Here is an 18,045-nt window from a genome sequence, read left to right on the forward strand (position 1 = left end):
CTGTAATCCTGCTATGGACATCAACACCAAGACAAGAGTTCAATGGACGACTGCAATAAACGGATCGAGCTGATCAGTAGTTCGCAATCGACGAATACCCCGTAGCTACGATTAGCGCAGCGTAATCGTAGGAACGCGCACAGGCTGGCGATCATAACGAGCGCAGTGAAGCTCGCACGAACCAGCGACGATGCACCTTGCCCACTCTTTCGAAGGCGTGTGCACAAAGACATTCCACGTGCATGCACGATCGATTCCAAACCACATCTCCCGTCCAAAATAGACCACGCGCTCTTTAACTTTGTTTAAAATGCAATCAGTCGAAGAGACGTACCTGCGTAAGCAATATGGCCTTGCATTTTTCGCACCCGCCGAACGCCAATTTTTCCGACAAACGAATCGAGCTCACTACATGACTGAACGCATCCTGCCAGCCTCCGATATTTACGCTTCTTGCCCTCGCGAAGGTGTGGTGCTTGATTATTATGCGGGGGTGTTTGACGCGGTGTATGTGTGCTTCAATCCGTTTATCAAGCCGACCCAAATTTCCACCGAGCGCTTCTGTCCTGCTATGTATCCTTCACAAGCAGAGTTGGTCAATCTTTGTGCACCAGTACCGTGGGCGGAGGTGATGAAGTTGGCGGAACTGCCGTCCATAGCTGCAGTCGATCTCGCCTTGAGGACACAAATTCATGGGATTCGTTCGGAGCGCATGTGGGAAACTTATGCGCATCAGCTAGAAGCCTTATATGACTCGGGCGCGGTGATGCCGCCCATGGAAGGCGAACATTCGCCATTTCATTATGAATCGGTGATGGCGATCTTCAAAGATCTTGGTCATCAATGGGCATGGTTCGGCGATGAATTTTGTACCGAGCGCAAACTCTACTGGATCGACGAGTTGAGCAAGGCGGAGTCGACACCGATCGGCGGGCACAGCAATATTTTTTCGGCAGATCACTCATTATTGTGGACTGTTCATTGGGACAGTCACTTCAGCTTCTTATGCGGCACACGCACAGACCTCGAACGAGCTCGTGTTGCTGAGCGAGTTGAAGGCTTTTATTGCGCTCCGAGCACAGAAGTGCATTGGAGCTTGAGAGAGTAGTATTAAGTTTTGGCGTTTAGGCTATCTCGATAACTCATGCGGCTAAGTACTTCCCCTTGAGGGATCGTTTAAGTTAGGCATTTGATCCCACACTTCGTGCGATGATGCCTTCGCTTGTGTCAAATGAGATGACATGCGTGCGATTACGCTTTGCTAATCGCACCTACTAGACTGAGGTGTAATCCCAAATTCACTGACAACGGAGGCTCATGGGTGATTGCATCTAAGCACAACTCAAAGAACAGCTCAAAGTGTAACGCATACAGCATTACCCGCCCTCTGAACCGTCCTCACGATACGCACAAAAAACCAAAATCGTGTATCTTTGCGACCGCAAGGAGGACATTATGAGCGCCACAACACCAGCCTTTTCGTTTCAATCGTTGACCGAATCTTCAGGCCCATATCAGAGGCAGCAGTGGCTGCGGTGGCCGCGCGTTTTTTTGGCGCTCATGCTGACCTTGGTGTTGGGGAGCTGTAGCACAGCGCGCCTAGGCTATAACAATGCAGACACCTTGGCTTACTGGTGGATGGATGGCTATGTGGATTTTAATAGCACTCAGAAGGCTAAGGTCAAGCGCGATATCGCGCAATTGCTGAGCTGGCATCGTAGCAGCCAGCTGCCGCAATACGCGCAGACATTGGGACAAATGCAAACCGTACTGGCTGCTAATCCGGGACCAGCTGAAATAGAAGCGGTGTATCGACAAGTTGAGCAACACCTCCAAGTCACCTTGTTGAAGGCAGTGCCAGAGTTGACCGACTTTGTGTTGAGTATGGACGAGTCGCAAAAAGCGTATCTGGCGCGCAAGTTCGAGAAAAACAATGAAGACTTTCGGGACAAATACTTGGATCTCACTCCCGAAAAACAAGCCAAAGAACGTCGTAAGAAATTCTTAAAGCAAGTCGATGAGTGGCTCGGTAGTGTCAATCGTGAGCAAGAAGCACTGATTACTCGCCACCTCGAAAAGCACCCGGCTAATTACGCACAGTGGTTAGAAGAAAGCATGGCGCGCCAACGCTTGGTAATGCAGTTAATCACACACATCCAAACGGAAAAGCCGAGCCGTGAAGCCGCTCAAGCAATGGTGCAAAAGCTCATAATGACGTCGTTCGAAACGGCAGATTCCGCCGAGCGCCGCTCGCAAACAGAGAATTCTCGTATGGCTATGCAAACCATGCTACCGAACCTTCTGCGCCTTGCCACGCCAGCTCAGAAGACGCACGCAACCCAAAAATTGCAGAACTGGATTGATGACTGTAAGTATCTCAGCGCTAAGAAATAGAATGGCATCAAGTTCTTTTTGATTCATTGATCAATGCACGGGAAGTACGATTAGCGTAGCGTAATCGTATGAACTAAACGAGAACAATCAAGCACAATCAAGCACAATTAAGCACAATCAAGACACACGAGAACCTCCGAGCAAACCACTCAGACTAAGCCCCTCTTTGATGACCTTTTGCTGCATCCACTAGTCGTTCTAAACTCCGCAAGTAAGATAAATTGAGTGTTCATTGAGCGTTCATTAATTGGATTGATTGGCAATACGATTCTGTTCAATCTGCATGAGATTGAAGGAACTCAAGCTCATATTTTGATTTTTCACGCCTCATTTTCGACACTTCGTCGCAAAATCATAATCTCTCAATTTGAAATTCGATACAGTGCGAGCCATTGTTAGCGTGTTCGCTAATTCATCGCACAGCGTTTTTCTATGTAGAGGTATCTATGCAATTCCCAAAAAGTTCCGTCATCACTTTGATTCTTTGTAATGTTCTCGCGGTGTCTGTCCAAGCGCAGCAAGCCGGTGAGGTGAAGGCTCAAGCGAAACCTGCGCAGCCGCAACAGGTCGAAGTGAAAGGCAAATCGCAAGAAGAGTTCGCCCGTACTGAAACGGCTTCCCGTTCTATTGTCAGCAATGCGGAATTGACGCGTTTTGGCGATACGAATATCGTTGATGCGATGAAACGTGTGCCGGGCGTGCAGGTTACCAATAACAAATTGCACTTACTCGGCATGGCGGCAGGCTACACGCAGATTTTGATTGATGGCGAAGCTCCACGTGGTATTACGATTGAGGATATTCCTCTCAACATGATCGAACGTGTTGAGATTTATCGCGGTGCGAACGCGCAGTTTAGTACGCAAGCGATGGGCGGCACGATCAATATTATCTTGAAAAAAGCGGCGTCAAATACGCAGCACAGTATCAAGGCCAGTGTGGGACATATGTTCCAAAATAATGGTGGCTTGGATTGGTTTCATTCCGGGAAAGATGGCAATTTGTCGCACACTGTGAGCGTGGCATTGTCTAAAGATCGCATGAGTGCAGGGCAGCCTTCTGACTCGACGATTAACTTCGTCAATGAAAATGTGCTCACTGGCGCGAAGAGCGAATTTCAGAATGTGCAGCATGCTCAACGTAGCGATGAATCGATCCGCATTGCGCCACGTATTCAATACAAAACCGATTCCAATATTAATCTGACCTCAACTTCGATTTTCGCTCACAATCGTTTTAACGGTGACACGATCAGTCAATACAATAATGTTTCGGGTCGGGTATTTGAGATTGGTAAAACCACATCCCATGACAATAACCGTGGTACCAACTTTGGCAGCACGCTGAAAGCCGTGACGACTTTGGACAACGAGATCGGTGTCGATGTTAGTGCGGGTTTCCAAGCACAGAGTTACATTGCGCGTTCCTACACGCAAAACTATCAACCGAATGGGGCTTTGTCGTTTAACCGTGATCTCAACACCGATGTGCATGTATTGGTCGGTATCTCGACAGGCAAATTCAGTATTCCTACTAACAAAGAACATGACTTGGTGATTGGATGGACTGCTTGGCGCGCCGACGTTGATGTGGAAAATAATCAAATCGATCGCTTCCCATCGAGCCAAAACAGTATCTTCCGTCCTCATAGCGCCAACTCGGTGATGGATAATGCCGCGTTCTTTGCGCAAGACGATTGGAAATTCAAGAAGAATTCTTCCGTGTCTTTGGGTTTGCGTTGGGAATCACAAGGGATTCGTACTGAAAATAATTTCGGTGATAAAGTTCATAACCGCGCCAGTGTATTGAGCCCTGTTGTGCAAACCATGTGGCAGCTTGATCCTCAAAATACTGAGCGTATTCGCCTCGGTGTGTCGCGCACTTTCAAAGCGCCTGAAGGTACGCAGCTCTTGATGCCGAAGATTTATGTGGTGAACAACTCCATCGAAAATCCAAATATCGTCGGTAATCCGTTCCTGCGTCCTGAATTGTCGTGGAGCGTCGATGCCGCCTTTGAACACAATGGTAAAGATGGACTGAACTATGCGGTGCGCGCCAAGGTTCAATCGATTGACGACATTCATCGTGAAGTGGTTTTTGAAGCCGATAATGCATTCTGGAAGAAGTTTGTGAATGCGGGCAGTGCGCAGAGTGAAAGCATCGAATTGTCCACGCAATTTCCATTGAAGCGTGTGATGGACAATGGCCCTGACATGGATTTCTCAGCGAGCTATTCACACTTCTGGTCTGACGTGAAGGATTTTTCCTCTCCGTACAATTCTTTGACACCGTACAAATATGTGATGACTTTCGGTGCCAATTATCGTGCGAAAGATATTCCGTTGACGGCCGGTTTGAGCGCCAAGATTCAAGATTCACACTGGCAGCAAATTAGTTTGACTGAACGTCAGTATGTGAAAACACCGAAGAATGTCGACCTGTATGCATTGTGGAAATTCGATAAGCAAAGTCAGCTGCGCTTCGCCGTCAATAATGCACTTGGCGGAAAAGCTTACGATAACTTGTCCTATGCAAGCGTTGGTAATTCTCGTAGTCAATCCGCACGAGCAGTGCCAACCGCGCGCAACTTGAGTGTGACTTACGAATACAAGTTCTGAGCTTGAACTGACTTGAGTTGTCTGCTGTTCTGACCGAAAAAGAAATCTAGCCGCGCTCTACTAAGTGCGACTAGATTTTTTAATTGTGACTTTGCGGTGAAGGCGATGCTGTAAATCGAAATCGCAGAATCTAGAATTTTCGATCATTTCAAATTCTTTTTGGTCTTCCCAGAAAAGCGTCGTCCTGTTTAGGGTAAGTCTTCCTCTTTTTTGGCCCGCGCGCAGCGACTTTCGACGCTTTCTCCACCACTCGACACGCTAGTGCAAATGTACTCTGCTTTTCCACAAGTCACCCTCCATGACATGCCCTCAAAGTAGAGCTTGGGGTGCTTCACAATATTGTCCTCAATCGGGCAGCCTGTGTATCCTGCGCTAATCATAGCTAATCGATGCGGCGAGGTTTCACAGCCGGCTAAGAAAACGCTAACTGGTACAAGTGAAAGAACTAGATACTTCATAGAATCGACCTCCATCAAACGGGAAAGTTGTGCTTAGGGAGTATTCACTTGACTCAAGGTTCTAGCTGGATGTCGAACACATCGGCTCACAACTGCTGCCGTATTGAGCATTAAATTGTTTAAGACAAGACCTGATGGCAAGTAAATGAGTGCGGAAGTGTAACTAAGAATTTTTAAATCAAATTTACTTTATTGTATGGTGCATTTGCGCGATACCTTGGGTATTGCTTTAGCGCTTTGATCCCGAATCTCGAATTTTTGTGTGTATAGGCGAGACAAGTTCGGTATTTCGCTTTATCCTCGCAGATCGCCCTTTTACTGGTCGAGTGGAAGATTAGATTCGTAATTTCTTTTGAGTGGAGTCATGATGCAATTCGCCTACACCATCCTTTACGTCAGCAATGTCGAGCAAAGCCTCGCCTTCTATGAGCAAGCTTTTGGTTTGCAAACACGTTTTCTTCATGAAAGCGGAAACTATGGTGAGTTAGAGACTGGCGCGACCGCGTTGGCGTTTTGTTCGCGTGAGATGATCCAACAAATGGGGAAAGATGCGGTGGCGGCCGACCCCAAACATCCGGTCTTTGAGATTGCGCTCGTGACTGATGATGTGTCGGCAGCCGTGCAAAAAGCCGTCGCTGCTGGCGCACGTCTGATGCAAGAACCAAAGGAAATGCCATGGGGGCAGACGATTGCTTATGTCGCCGATCGAGATGGCGTGTTGGTCGAGTTGTGCACGGCGGTGCAAGCTTCGTAGAAGCGAATTTCAGAAAAAGAGTGGATGTCGAAGTGCGCCGTTCCCGTTGAGATCTGTGCTTCGATGTCTTCCACAGAAACTCTTTTGATTCATACTCCGGCTTGCAATTTCTTCGACCCGCTACTTCTTTGATTGGTGAACGAGCCCTTGTTTCGCTAGATTGAGCGCCAGTTCCGACTCGGAATCGTGTCCTTCGAGATAGTCCTTAGTGCTGCGTTGGACTGGATAGTCCGGCACATGCCACGATCTGCCTCATGCGCAGCTTGTGTGCTGAGCAGATAGTTCAACAGCGGCACGACCAAGCGCCCTTTGGTGTTCGGCAAAGTTAACGTCATTTGATTGCCTGAGGTGCAGCCGAAATACGCACCACCCGACCCTTGACCAATGAAAGTGGCGCCACCGCGTGTATGAACTTGTGTGAGAAATTCAGACGTCGTGGAAAAGCTACCGCCATTGATCAGGATCAGCACGCGACCACGAAAGTTCGGCGCTAAAGTTCTCGGTCTTGATCGTCAGTGAATCATAGTAGGTAAAAGGCCGATCGAACGTGGACAGTACTAAATTGTCCGAAGCCAGGTGATTACTGGGCACCTGCGGCAGCTGCAGGAATTGGCTACACATCAGTTTTAGTTGGATCTACTCGCTCCAATAAAAACGAGGAACGAGTAAACAGAGGATGGTGGTGGCCGGAAGAGCCTTAACGCATTTTCTTCGGCAATTTTCTGCCGTTAAACTCGATCCCAATCACGCGACCAGCATCGTCTTTCGTGAACGCCCATTCGAAGCCATTCTCTGGTGTGATCAAGCTGCCATTGGTTTGCATGACGGCGCGGGTACTTGGAACAAAGTTAGGTACCGTGATCATCAACTCGCCTTTTTTCAGATTCACAAAAACAGATGGTGGTTTCTCTTTCGGTGAGTTAGCAGGGAATGGATATTCGCCGAGGTATTGTTGTGCGGCCTTGCCATCAAGCTTCACCGCTTCGATTTCGCGTGGTTTGAAGTCGGGCCAGTTGTAGGCAGTCGCCAACGCGGTCAGCAAGGGACGATACACAAATGCTCCGCCATCACCATTGGTCATGATCGCCGCACCGCGACCCAAGGCGGGAAAATACACCACAAAGCAACGGTAGCCTTCGTTGGAACCGCCATGCTCGAAATACATGGCCTCGTCCTTGCCATGCACCATAGGTCCCAAGCCCGAGGGTTCTTTTTGTTCGCTCAGCATTTCATTCACCGTCGCTTGTGACAAGACTTTGGACGACTTGCCAGCGCGTGCATCTCCAAGCTCGATCGCCCATTTGCTCAAATCCGTTGGTGTGGTCCACAAACCTGCGGCAGCGAGTTCGGGATAAGTATGCCAACGACCAGCGATGACTTTACCTTTTTCATCATGCGCGGCAGCCGCCAGATTTTGTTTGGCGCTGGTGAGTGCTTGTTCATACGCGCTATTGCTCATACCCATCGGTGCCAGTACCAAACGTTGCATCAAGGACGGGAATGCTTCGCCGCTGGTGTCAGTCATCGCCAATTGCATGATGGTGGTGCCACCGCCTGAATACTGCCACTTTGATCCTGGAGTCATCACGACCCGCACCGCTTCCGTGTTAGCGGGTTGTTCTCCATCCAGAATTTGTGGCACGGTCGGAATCGGTGCACCCGCCGCATAGCCCGGAAAACCATGTACATTCAGGCCCGCCGAATGTGTGACGAGGCGGCGCAAAGTGACTGGCTCAGCCTTGGTGAATTCATTGTCGGGCAGTTGCCAAGATTTGAGATAAGTGTTGATCGGGGTATCAAGCGAAAACATACCTTGTTCCACCATCTTCAACATGGCGGTGGCGGTGACCGGTTTGCTGATTGAAGCGGCTTGAAATAAGGTAGTGGGATTCACACGATCTTTCTTATCTGCGGCCTTCAAACCGAAACCCTGCGCCCAAGCCAGCTTACCATCGACAATCACCGCGACTGACACGCCCGGCACTTTGAATTTAGCCATGGTCGCTGCCAGTGTTTGGTAAGGAATCGCTTCACCCTTCACCACAATACCTGGCGCGAGCTTATGGATCACGTGCTCAATTTGTTGGTCAGGTGGAAGCGTGGCCGTCGACGTTGCTGGAAAACTTTGCGCTTGGGCTGATCCCATCGCGAGCAGTATGAGTCCAGCCAAATATTTGATTTGCATGTGGCATCCTTACAAAATTTGAGGAGCCGAGTATGGCATAGAAATTTCAACAGAAGCGACAACAATTTCGCAAAGCTATTTGGGCGCTACTCTCGAGCCACTCTTTCGATCGCCCCAAAGTCTTTTTAATGGAGTGGAAGGGTGATCAGCGACCTTTTGCAGAAGTCTCTATAATCTGTCAGGTACGCATCCTTTTGCAGTGCAGCGAAGATCGGCCTCATCGTGGAATGATTGGAGCGGTTCTTCACTGAATTGATCTTGTCTAGATCTCCTTCATATTGGTGTCGTTTGATGCCCTCATATCGAGAGAGATTTTGCGCTACGGATATCTTAAAACCTTGAGGATAAGCCCATGCATAACACGCCGCTCATTACGACCTTAGCCGCCGCATTTGGACTCGCACTCATCTTTGGCTTCGTTGCTACCAAATGTCGCTTACCTGCGCTTGTCGGCTATTTGTTTGCAGGAGTTTTGATTGGACCCTTCACTCCAGGTTTTGTGGCGAACTCGGCCTTGGCCGCAGAACTCGCGGAAATCGGCGTCATTCTGCTGATGTTCGGCGTTGGCTTACACTTTTCTTTTGATGATCTACTTAAAGTACGCAAGATTGCTTTACCCGGAGCGGTGTTGCAAATTCTCGTCGCAACGGGTTTGGGCGCAGGCTTAGCTTTATGGTGGGGATGGTCGTTTGGTGCTGCCCTCGTGCTAGGACTTTCACTCTCAGTTGCCAGTACTGTGGTACTACTGCGCGCATTGGAGGATCAAGGAACCATGGATTCCATCAATGGCCGCATCGCAGTTGGATGGCTGATCGTTGAAGATCTAGTGATGATTGTGGTCCTTGTGTTACTACCGCCGTTGGCAATGGTCTTGAACGGAGGTGCTGATACCAGCTCAAACGAACAACTCGCTTCCATCGTGATTTCTACCCTGCTGAAGGTGGTTGCATTTATTGCGGTGATGTTGGTGGTGGGGCGTCGACTTTTCCCTAAAATTTTGTGGCATGTTGCCAATGTTGGTTCGCGTGAATTGTTCACTTTGTGTGTAGTGGCCGCAGCTGTCAGTATTGCCTACTTATCGACCATGCTGTTTGGCGTGTCGATGGCTCTGGGCGCTTTTTTTGCTGGGATGATGCTGCAAGAGTCGGAGTTTAGTCATCGCGCAACCGAGGAATCCTTGCCTTTCCGTGAGGCGTTTTCAGTACTCTTCTTTGTTTCTGTCGGGATGTTGTTTGATCCCCTTGTGTTGTTGAACTCGCCTGGAAAAGTTGCTGCAGTGGTGGCGATTATCGTGATTGGCAAGACCATTGCGGCGTGTATTTTAGTGCTAATGTTCCGTTACCCAATGTCGACGGCTTTGACGGTCTCAGCCAGCTTGGCGCAGATTGGTGAGTTTTCATTTATTCTCGCAAGCTTGGGTGTGAGCCTCCACTTGATGCCCCAAGAAGGTCAGAGTTTGATCTTGGCGGGAGCCATTATTTCCATTACCGCCAACCCACTTCTTTTTAAATTGGAACGACCTATCTTCGCTTTCTTTGAGAAGCATCGCCATCTGAAATCCTTGATAGAAAGAAGTAGCGACCCTCTCGCGGAGTTACCGATGTCGACCAATGAGAGATATTTGTCAGGTCACGTGGTGCTGATCGGTTATGGTAAGCTAGGCCGCAAGATTGTCACTGAGCTTACGCATTTAGATGTGCCCGTGGTCGTGGTGGAAGAGAATCGTGAATTGGTGGAACGCCTCAGGGCACAAGGCGTTCAAGCGGTATTCGGGAATGCAATTGAACCTATCGTTTTGGTTCAAGCACATGTTGCAACGGCGGGAATGTTGCTTGTGGTGACGCAAGATGTGGTCGATATTGGCAAGATGGTAGAAATCGCAAGGACGCTGAATCAAAAGATCGAGGTGATCGTTCGAACGCAAAGCGAAGATGACACGCAAATGTTAGATATCACCAAGTTAGATCGCGTGTTCTTTGACGAGGACGTGCTGCGGGACAGTATTGTGAATCATGTGAAAGGTCGATTTGGAAAGCAATGATGTAGTCCGTATGTGTGTATGATCGATAATCGCATTCATTGAAATGATCTTATGAACGACGAAACAGAAATCCGCGCGCTAATCGCACGTTGGCATCAGGCTACGCAGCAAGGTGACATAGCCGCGGTGCTTGATTTGATGACGGATGACGTCGTCTTCCTCATCGCCGGGCGGGCGCCGATGAATAAGCTGGATTTTGCAGCGGCCTCCAGTGTCGATGGCCCACGCCCCCAGATCGCGATGCAGCAGGAGATTCGCGAAATAGTTGTGTGTGGTGAGATGGCTTATATGTGGTCGGAACTCAAAGTAGAGATTACACCACCCGCCGCCATTTCACCGATTGTACGCCAAGGCTATACGCTGACGATCATTCGCAAAATCGACGGACGCTGGTTATTGGCGCGCGACGCGAATATGTTGGTCAGTCAATCGATCTAGGCATTGGTAGAGGAGAGAACTCAATGAGCACGGTACTGTGGGCTAACCAATTGGTGAATGGCGAAGTGATCTCACAAGAAAGCGATTTGTACGCGTTGTACAAGCATACAAAGAAGCTTGATAGTTTGTGTAAGCAGCTCGGCTTACCGCTATTTAGTCGACTACTGGATGATACCGATCTACGCTTTAATCTCGATGAATTTGAGTTGCCGGAGGGGGCGACTTCGACCAATGATGTGATGAAGCTCAAAGGTGTTTGGGATGTCGCCAGTGAAGTCACTTCACAATTCAAGACTTTGGCCGCACATATCCAACAAAATCAAGTTCGTTTTGGACTCTTTTCTAATCAGCATGCCGAGGTGCTGGCGGAACTGAGGCATGTGATTGCGTTCGCTCAACAAGCGGCGCAACAGAACGGACAGTTTAATTTTTCTGTGGTGATGTGAGAACTTACGGCGTATTACTTTGCAAGTGAATACGCCGTAAGGCTAAATAGATGATGCTTCATTGCACACCCAATTGGGTGCGAAGCTCGATCAGTTTTTACATGGTTCTAAGATCTGTTTGGCGACTTCTTGCGCTTGTTAATCAGTTCTTCAATCCCACCCATTTTCTTCTGAGGCTCTTCCCATTCGCTTGATCGATGAGGTAGATTTCTCGTGTAGTGGTTGGCACAAGTTCGAACCCTAATTGGGCGAACGCGGCCTTCATGTCTGGTTTCTCTTTTCCAATGACGTAACGCTGGAAGAGTGGTGTGAGATCTTTGCCCGCAGTCTCATTCACAACCGCTATAAATTGCTCGAGATTGAATGATTTGCCATTGTATTGTGAGAACAAACGATGCATAACATTTTCCAAGGTCTTCTTACCTGAGGTCGCTTGGCGAATTTCGTGATCAAGTACGAGCGCCATGATGGCGCCACCGCCGTACATGAAGTCCCAATATTTTTGCTTATTTTTTACAGTGTCGATTAAGGCTGTGCCGTCACGATGGGCGAATACGCGTCGGCTATGATTCTCAAATTTCTTTGATAATAGTTGGTCGTCAATAATGCCCAATTTATAGAGTGTCAGAAAGGTATAGTATTCACTGAATCCTTCTTTTACCCATTCTAAATTGGCGTCGGGATGCATCCCGGTGCCGTTCCACATGTGCAGTGTTTCGTGGGTGACTAAATGACCCCATTCAATGATATTCCCTTGGTGAAAATCTTCGCTCGCTAGGAGGCTGTAACTCGAGTCAAAGCCGCCGCCATCGGTGAGTCCTTCATGCAAGGTCACCAAGTAATTGTTCTTGGGAACACCTCCAAATAGTCGGACATATTCGCGGATCGCAGGGCGCATCACTTTCTCAATCATTGGCACTGAGGCACGGCGAGCCTGCCCTACCGCGACGGTGACGGCGAAATCACCTTCTTTGAACACCATTTCATGATGACGTCCGACCATCATGACATTCGATACTAAGGCGTCGTAGCTTTCGACCTTATAACTGTGATTTTCCTTCGGCCATGGGGTAGAACTCTTCCACGTCTTGGGTAAGTCGAAACTCACTTTAAAACTCTCTGCGTCTTTCGGAACCACAAATAGCGCTTGTCCAGTTGAGAAAATGGCGTCTTCCTTGACGTAAGCGGCTTCATCGAGACCGTGCGGCCACGCATGTTGATCGTGGCTCATATCGACCGTGTAGCGCAGGGTGAGTTGTTGGCCCGGAGTGGCACTTGTCTGCCATTGATCTTTACCATTGAAATTGACTATCAGGGCTTTGTTTTGCGTATCGGTGACGCTCAAATCTTTGACGAAATGAGCCCAGCCATCGGGAAATTGTTCGGCGCCCCAGTCAGCCATATGCAGGATGGAAGACTGCGCCTGCCATTTCACTTCGACTTTGATTTGACGTGGACGTTGTTCGTCAAAGGCGAGTTTAATATCGGTGATGGGCCTTGCTGCGTAACTTGTTTGAGCAGCGCATGTGAGACTGAGCGCTGCGATCAATGTAAATAGTTTCATGATGACCTTTGCCAAAGAAAATTGAACAGTGCGCATGAGTATCAATTTCTTGGGCTGGGGATTCAAGATGCAAAGGCATTGACGGTCGAAACCGGAGGATAGATCGCAAAAAGTGAGAGCTAGAATGCGCTGGCTATGGCTATGGCTATGGCTATGTGCGCGAAGATCGGCAAATTCTGGAAAAATTATTTGTCGATGCCATTGTTGCGTTTGGTCATGAACTTTGAACTACGGCGTTTGATTGATCCTAAGAAATGGGGATCTCAATCAGGCAAAGGTTGACGGACTCTGCGTGTTCGGCTAATCCAGATTCCTAGCTGCAAATAGCGAGGATCTTTCTAATGCGCTTCAATCCGTATGTGGGGAAGGAATCCGCGTACTGCTTGTTATGATAGTTTTCTCTGTGGATACTCGGGCCATGGTGGCGAGGTCTCAGCAAGCTTCTGACCTTGCTGAGTTTCCTTTCATCTCAACTTCGTGCCACCTATGCCTTCGCCGCCTTGGCTCGCGCCACGTGCAGCTTCTTGTAGCTATCAATCAAACGCTGATGGCGATCCAAACCTTCTAACTTCATGCTGGTTGGCGTTAAGCCGTAGAAGCGAACACTGCCTTCCATCGTGCCGTACACCGCGTCCATGCGTTCATTGCCGAACATGCGACGGAAGTTATGTTCGTAGTCGTCGTGATCGAGTTCATCGCTGAGTTCGACTTCCAAAGCCACATTGAGGGCTTGATAGAAAAGGCCGCGATCGACGGTATTGTCGTTGTACTGCAAGAAGCTTTGCACTTGTTCATGGGCGTCTTCAAATTCTTGTAGCGCCATGTTGATCAAGAGCTTGAGTTCCAGCACGGTGAGTTGACCCCATACCGTGTTTTCATCGAACTCAATGCCGATCAGTGTGGCGATGTCGCTGTATTCGTCGAGTTCATTGTTTTCTAAACGATCGAGTAAGTCGTACAAGGCATCTTCATCGAGTTGATGAAGATTCAAAATATCTTCACGGAATAAGAGCGATTTATTGGTGTTGTCCCAAATCAGATCTTCGACGGGATACACTTCGGAATAGCCTGGTACCAGAATGCGGCAGGCGGTGGCGCCGAGCTGATCGTACACGGCTTGGTACACTTCCTTGCCCATCTGCGCGAGGATGCCAAACATATTGGCAGCTTCTTTGACATTGTCCGTTTTGCCGGTTTCATCGCGACAAGTGAAATCCCATTCGACGAATGCATAATCAGCTTTGGCACTGAAGAAGCGCCACGACACCACGCCACTCGAATCGATAAAGTGCTCGACGAAATTATTGGGCTCGGTCACGGCATTGCTCACGAACGTCGGCGGAGGCAAATCATTCAGGCCTTCAAAACTGCGGCCTTGCAAAAGCTCGGTCAAACTGCGTTCGAGTGCCACTTCAAAACTAGGATGGGCGCCGAAAGAAGCGAACACCCCACCAGTGCGTGGATTCATGAGCGTCACGCACATGACCGGGTATTGGCCACCCAAGGACGCATCTTTGATCAAGACTGGGAAGCCTTGCTCTTCCAAACCTTTGATACCGGCGACGATGCCGGGATACTTAGCGAGTACCTCGTCCGGCACATCCGGTAAGGCATATTCGCCCTCGAGAATTTCGCGTTTGACGGCACGCTCGAAAATTTCGGAGAGGCATTGCACTTGTGCTTCGGCCAAGGTATTGCCTGCACTCATACCATTGCTGGCGAAGAGATTTTCGACCAAGTTAGACGGGAAGTAGACCGTTTCACCATCAGAGAGTCGTGTGAAGGGCAGACTACAAATACCGCGCTCAACATTACCGGAATTGGTGTCGATGAGATGCGAACCGCGCAGTTCTTTGTCAGGGTTGTAAATCGCCAAACTATAAGCGTCTAAGATTTCTTTCGGCAGCGCGTCTTTCTTGCCCGGTTTGAACCACTTTTCATTCGGATAGTGCACGAACTCCGCATGAGCAATGTCTTCACCCCAGTAGGAACCCGCATAAAAATGATTATTACTCAGACGTTCAATGTATTCGCCGAGTGCGGAGGCTAAAGCGCTTTCTTTGGTTGCACCTTTACCGTTGGTGAAGCACATCGGTGAATGGGCATCGCGAATATGCAAAGACCAGACATTCGGAATGATATTGCGCCATGAAGCGATTTCAATCTTGATCCCAAGACCTGCCAACAGGCTCGACATATTGGCGATGGTTTGTTCAAGCGGTAAGTCTTTTCCGAGAATATAGGTGGCACTATCCGCATCAGGTTTGACGGTGAGCAGTGCTTGTGCATCGGCATCAAGATTGTCGACTTCTTCGATAATAAATTCAGGACCTTGCTGCACCACTTTTTTGACCGTACAGCGATCGATGGAACGCAAAATACCTTCGCGGTCTTTGGCTGAGATATCAGATGGTAGTTCGACTTGGATTTTAAAAATCTGCGCGTAGCGATTTTCTGGATCAACGATATTGTTTTGCGACAGGCGAATATTTTCAGTCGGAATATTACGCGTGTTGCAGTACAACTTCACGAAATAGGCGGCGCACAAGGCCGATGAGGCGAGGAAATAATCGAAAGGACCTGGGGCGGAACCGTCACCTTTGTAGCGAATGGGTTGATCGGCGATGACGGTGAAATCATCGAATTTGGCTTCAATACGAAGCTTATCGAGAAAGTTGACTTTGATTTCCATGGAGAGTTCCGAGCGCAGCGTATGCGAAGAATTGAATTAGTTGACATTATCCTTGATTCCGAAGGGCAACGCATGCTTTAGAGGTGTACATCCAGAGCGAAATGGGGACTTATTGCACCGGCTTCAGCGAATTGAGGCTGGACTAAGGGCGGGAGATGTTAGGGAAGCAATGTTTCCCTGTTTTGAAGTGAGCGGAGAATGTGGCACCGAGATCACCATGATGTTGATCGCGGTGCCGTTCTTCAGTTTGTGACGGTATTTACTTTGAATCTTGCTTAAAAGCGTGGCTGCGTCAAACTTGGGGTGCCGCCAATATAGCGCTGTAACCAACTTTGCACTTCCCAATTCCAATACACCGAATTTTGTGGTGACAAGATCCAGTGATTTTCGTTCGGAAAAATCACCAAGCGCGAAGGTACTTTCATGCTTTGTAGGACGCCGTACAACGCAGTGCTGTTGACATACGGCACACGATAATCCAGCTCGCCATGCGTTAATAGCATCGGCGTTTTGAAGTTCTTGGCGTAGCTCATGGGATTATTCTTTTGCATGATCTCGGTGTTACTCCAAGGGTTGCCACCCATGGTCGTCTCAAAAGAATAATTGGTTTGATCAGAGCCGTACTGCGCAACGACATCATTCACTCCGGCATGATCAATAATGGTGGCAAAGCGATCGGTATGACCAGCTAACCAAGCAGCCAAGAAACCACCGTAACTCGCACCAGCAGCGGCGACACGCTTGGGATCGATATTGCCGACTTTTTCAATCAGGAAGTCGGTTGAACGTAGAATATCTTGCGTGGGTTTCACGCCCCATTCGAAATTGATACTACGCGCAAATTTTTCACCAAACCCAGTCGAGCCGTGTCGATTGACCCAAGTGACCACATAACCAGGGGCTGCCATGACGTGGGCGTTCCAGCGGAAACTGAAGGCATTACCCACCATGGTGTGAGGACCACCATGCATCAATTGCAGCAAAGGATAGGTTTTGTTCTTGTCATAGTCTGGAGGGTAAATCAACCAGCCTTGCACCAGCGTGTCATTGGCGCCTTTGAATTGATAGGATTCGACCTTACCGAATTTGATTTTCCCCATCAGGGCATCATTAAAATGACTCAATTGCTTGAGGGTTTTGGCGCTGAGATCAAAGGTATAGATTTCATTCGGTTGATCAAAACTATTGCGTAAGAAAATCAATTGATTGCCGACTTGACTGAGTTTGGATAAGGCGGCACCTCGCAGCACAGCTTCGAATTGGCTGCCGTCGACTTTGGACGAAAAAATCGTTGTCTCGCCGCGATCTTCTGCAATCATCCATAACTTACTTTGATCCTTTGCTTGCTCAAATTCAGCAACGGCATAGTCACGTGCTTCAGTGACGGGAAAGCTCTTGCCACTAGCCATCTCGTAACGCCACAATTTAGCAGAGCTACCATCGTAGAGATGGGTATTGAGGCGGCTGTAGAAAATGTTCTTGCCATCGGCCGAGAAGCGCGGATTACTGTCGCCGCCGCGATGATCTGCCGTGATGTTTTGGGCAGCGCTAGGATCATCCAGTTTGATCCAGATGAGATCGAGATTGTCCGATTCACTATGTGGTGCAGCGATGGTGTTGCGACTGTACACGAGGCTTTGCCCATCGGGGGCGATACTGAACTCGAAGGTGTTTGATGAGCTAAATAGGTCGACCGATTGTGGCGTCAGGTCTTTGATAGTTTTCTGGTTGAGATCGAACTGCAGCAGATGTGCCGATAAATTATCGGTTAGCCATTGGTCAAAAAAACGATAGCGTCGATCTTCCGTCACCTTGGCGGTCATTTTGCTTTCGCGTCGATACTTCATTTCTTTTCTTTGGGCTTGCAAGTCTTCGAGCTTCCATTCCCCTTTCAAAGCGGGAATGGCGCGCGTGCCAAGAACTAAACTATTGCCATTCGGATGCCATTTGGGATTGATGACACCAAAGGGAAGTTCCAGCACCTTCTCAGCTTCACCACCATCGAGACGCAGAATGTACAAGGCGGCGGCCTCGTCATCGCTGCGACGCGAGGTAAACGCAATTCGATGACCATCCGGACTCCAGATCGGTGCGCTATCGTTGGCCTCTGCCGTGGTGAGACGACGCGCGTTGCGGCCTTGCGTATCCATGATCCAAATATTAGTTTGTGCACGGTTCTTTTCCAGAGACCACGTTTGCAGCGTGAACGCAATCCATTTTTGATCAGGTGAAATGGCCGGATTGTCGACCCGTTTGATGTCCCATAAATCCTGCGGCGTCATAACCCGCTGAGTGGTCTGTGTCGTTTGGGCTTGGGCGATACCCGTTTGCAGGATGCTTGCCGCGAAGATGGCAAGAAGAGTGAATTGCCGCAAAGTCTGTTTTGTTTTGGCGTAGTTGAGGTTCATTGAGCGTCCTTAGCTTAAGTCAAAGAGCAAGAAAGATGAAGCCAGCA

The 18,045-nt window shown here is 48.9% G+C and carries 13 protein-coding genes; 8 read left to right on the plus strand and 5 right to left on the minus strand.

The genetic code is table 11. From position 1 onward, the window contains the following. Positions 1 to 412 precede the first annotated feature (412 nt). The 4 genes from RF679_RS01220 to RF679_RS01235 all read left to right on the plus strand — a co-directional run bounded on the left by RF679_RS01220 (position 413) and on the right by RF679_RS01235 (position 6,224). Positions 413 to 1,108: a DUF2711 family protein gene (locus RF679_RS01220; protein WP_309482408.1), complete on the plus strand. Its 696-nt coding sequence runs from the start codon at positions 413 to 415 to the stop codon at positions 1,106 to 1,108. Positions 1,109 to 1,455: 347 nt separating this feature from the next. Next, positions 1,456 to 2,394, plus strand: a complete 939-nt coding sequence (locus RF679_RS01225; protein ID WP_309482409.1) for a DUF6279 family lipoprotein — start codon at positions 1,456 to 1,458, stop codon at positions 2,392 to 2,394. Positions 2,395 to 2,840: 446 nt separating this feature from the next. Then, positions 2,841 to 5,012, plus strand: coding sequence for a TonB-dependent receptor plug domain-containing protein (locus RF679_RS01230; RefSeq protein ID WP_309482410.1), 2,172 nt, complete (start codon positions 2,841 to 2,843; stop codon positions 5,010 to 5,012). 825 nt (positions 5,013 to 5,837) lie between these two features. Further along, positions 5,838 to 6,224, plus strand: a complete 387-nt coding sequence (locus RF679_RS01235) for a VOC family protein (RefSeq protein ID WP_309484058.1) — start codon at positions 5,838 to 5,840, stop codon at positions 6,222 to 6,224. A gap of 155 nt (positions 6,225 to 6,379) precedes the next feature. Here RF679_RS01235 and RF679_RS01240 read toward each other — a convergent pair whose 3' ends face one another. Together RF679_RS01240 and RF679_RS01245 are read right to left on the minus strand one after the other, a co-directional pair. Continuing rightward, complete coding sequence (locus tag RF679_RS01240) at positions 6,380 to 6,694, minus strand: hypothetical protein (protein ID WP_309482411.1); 315 nt, start codon at positions 6,692 to 6,694, stop codon at positions 6,380 to 6,382. 227 nt (positions 6,695 to 6,921) lie between these two features. After that, positions 6,922 to 8,409 carry a serine hydrolase domain-containing protein gene (locus RF679_RS01245; RefSeq protein ID WP_309482412.1) on the minus strand — a complete coding sequence of 496 codons (1,488 nt, stop codon included), beginning with the start codon at positions 8,407 to 8,409 and terminating at the stop codon, positions 6,922 to 6,924. 352 nt (positions 8,410 to 8,761) lie between these two features. Between RF679_RS01245 and RF679_RS01250 the strand changes: the two genes are divergently transcribed. From RF679_RS01250 to RF679_RS01260, 3 genes are read left to right on the plus strand one after another with little or no spacing between them, the layout of a single operon-like run. Then, on the plus strand, positions 8,762 to 10,450 hold the full coding sequence (locus RF679_RS01250) for a cation:proton antiporter domain-containing protein (protein ID WP_309482413.1): 1,689 nt from the start codon (positions 8,762 to 8,764) through the stop codon (positions 10,448 to 10,450). 51 nt (positions 10,451 to 10,501) lie between these two features. Beyond that, positions 10,502 to 10,888, plus strand: a complete 387-nt coding sequence (locus RF679_RS01255; RefSeq protein WP_309482414.1) for a YybH family protein — start codon at positions 10,502 to 10,504, stop codon at positions 10,886 to 10,888. A gap of 23 nt (positions 10,889 to 10,911) precedes the next feature. Beyond that, entirely contained in the window at positions 10,912 to 11,334 is a 423-nt protein-coding gene (locus tag RF679_RS01260) for a hypothetical protein (protein WP_309482415.1), read from the plus strand. A gap of 142 nt (positions 11,335 to 11,476) precedes the next feature. Here the strand turns inward: RF679_RS01260 and RF679_RS01265 are convergent, their stop codons facing one another. Then, positions 11,477 to 12,898: a M61 family metallopeptidase gene (locus RF679_RS01265; protein ID WP_309482416.1), complete on the minus strand. Its 1,422-nt coding sequence runs from the start codon at positions 12,896 to 12,898 to the stop codon at positions 11,477 to 11,479. 135 nt (positions 12,899 to 13,033) lie between these two features. Here RF679_RS01265 and RF679_RS01270 point away from each other — a divergent pair, with 135 nt between their 5' ends. After that, on the plus strand, positions 13,034 to 13,180 hold the full coding sequence (locus RF679_RS01270) for a hypothetical protein (RefSeq protein WP_309482417.1): 147 nt from the start codon (positions 13,034 to 13,036) through the stop codon (positions 13,178 to 13,180). Positions 13,181 to 13,382: 202 nt separating this feature from the next. On the opposite strand, the gene RF679_RS01275 is transcribed toward RF679_RS01270, so the two are convergent. Then, the gene (locus RF679_RS01275; protein ID WP_309482418.1) at positions 13,383 to 15,590 is read right to left on the minus strand and encodes an OsmC domain/YcaO domain-containing protein; all 2,208 of its coding nucleotides are present in this window, start codon (positions 15,588 to 15,590) and stop codon (positions 13,383 to 13,385) included. A 275-nt stretch (positions 15,591 to 15,865) separates the two neighbouring features. Then, complete coding sequence (locus tag RF679_RS01280; protein WP_309482419.1) at positions 15,866 to 17,998, minus strand: S9 family peptidase; 2,133 nt, start codon at positions 17,996 to 17,998, stop codon at positions 15,866 to 15,868. Positions 17,999 to 18,045: the final 47 nt, after the last annotated feature.

The sequence above is a fragment of the Undibacterium cyanobacteriorum genome, from assembly GCF_031326225.1.
Classification (GTDB): Bacteria; Pseudomonadota; Gammaproteobacteria; order Burkholderiales; family Burkholderiaceae_D; genus Undibacterium; species Undibacterium cyanobacteriorum.

Bases quoted from the DNA above. Each gene is read 5' to 3' on its own strand.
- RF679_RS01220 (WP_309482408.1), top strand. From the start codon at position 413: ATGACTGAACGCATCCTGCCAGCCTCCGATATTTACGCTTCTTGCCCT.
- RF679_RS01225 (WP_309482409.1), top strand. From the start codon at position 1,456: ATGAGCGCCACAACACCAGCCTTTTCGTTTCAATCGTTGACCGAATCT.
- RF679_RS01230 (WP_309482410.1), top strand. From the start codon at position 2,841: ATGCAATTCCCAAAAAGTTCCGTCATCACTTTGATTCTTTGTAATGTT.
- RF679_RS01235 (WP_309484058.1), top strand. From the start codon at position 5,838: ATGCAATTCGCCTACACCATCCTTTACGTCAGCAATGTCGAGCAAAGC.
- RF679_RS01245 (WP_309482412.1), bottom strand. From the start codon at position 8,409: ATGCAAATCAAATATTTGGCTGGACTCATACTGCTCGCGATGGGATCA.
- RF679_RS01250 (WP_309482413.1), top strand. From the start codon at position 8,762: ATGCATAACACGCCGCTCATTACGACCTTAGCCGCCGCATTTGGACTC.
- RF679_RS01255 (WP_309482414.1), top strand. From the start codon at position 10,502: ATGAACGACGAAACAGAAATCCGCGCGCTAATCGCACGTTGGCATCAG.
- RF679_RS01260 (WP_309482415.1), top strand. From the start codon at position 10,912: ATGAGCACGGTACTGTGGGCTAACCAATTGGTGAATGGCGAAGTGATC.
- RF679_RS01265 (WP_309482416.1), bottom strand. From the start codon at position 12,898: ATGAAACTATTTACATTGATCGCAGCGCTCAGTCTCACATGCGCTGCT.
- RF679_RS01270 (WP_309482417.1), top strand. From the start codon at position 13,034: ATGGCTATGGCTATGGCTATGTGCGCGAAGATCGGCAAATTCTGGAAA.
- RF679_RS01275 (WP_309482418.1), bottom strand. From the start codon at position 15,590: ATGGAAATCAAAGTCAACTTTCTCGATAAGCTTCGTATTGAAGCCAAA.
- RF679_RS01280 (WP_309482419.1), bottom strand. From the start codon at position 17,998: ATGAACCTCAACTACGCCAAAACAAAACAGACTTTGCGGCAATTCACT.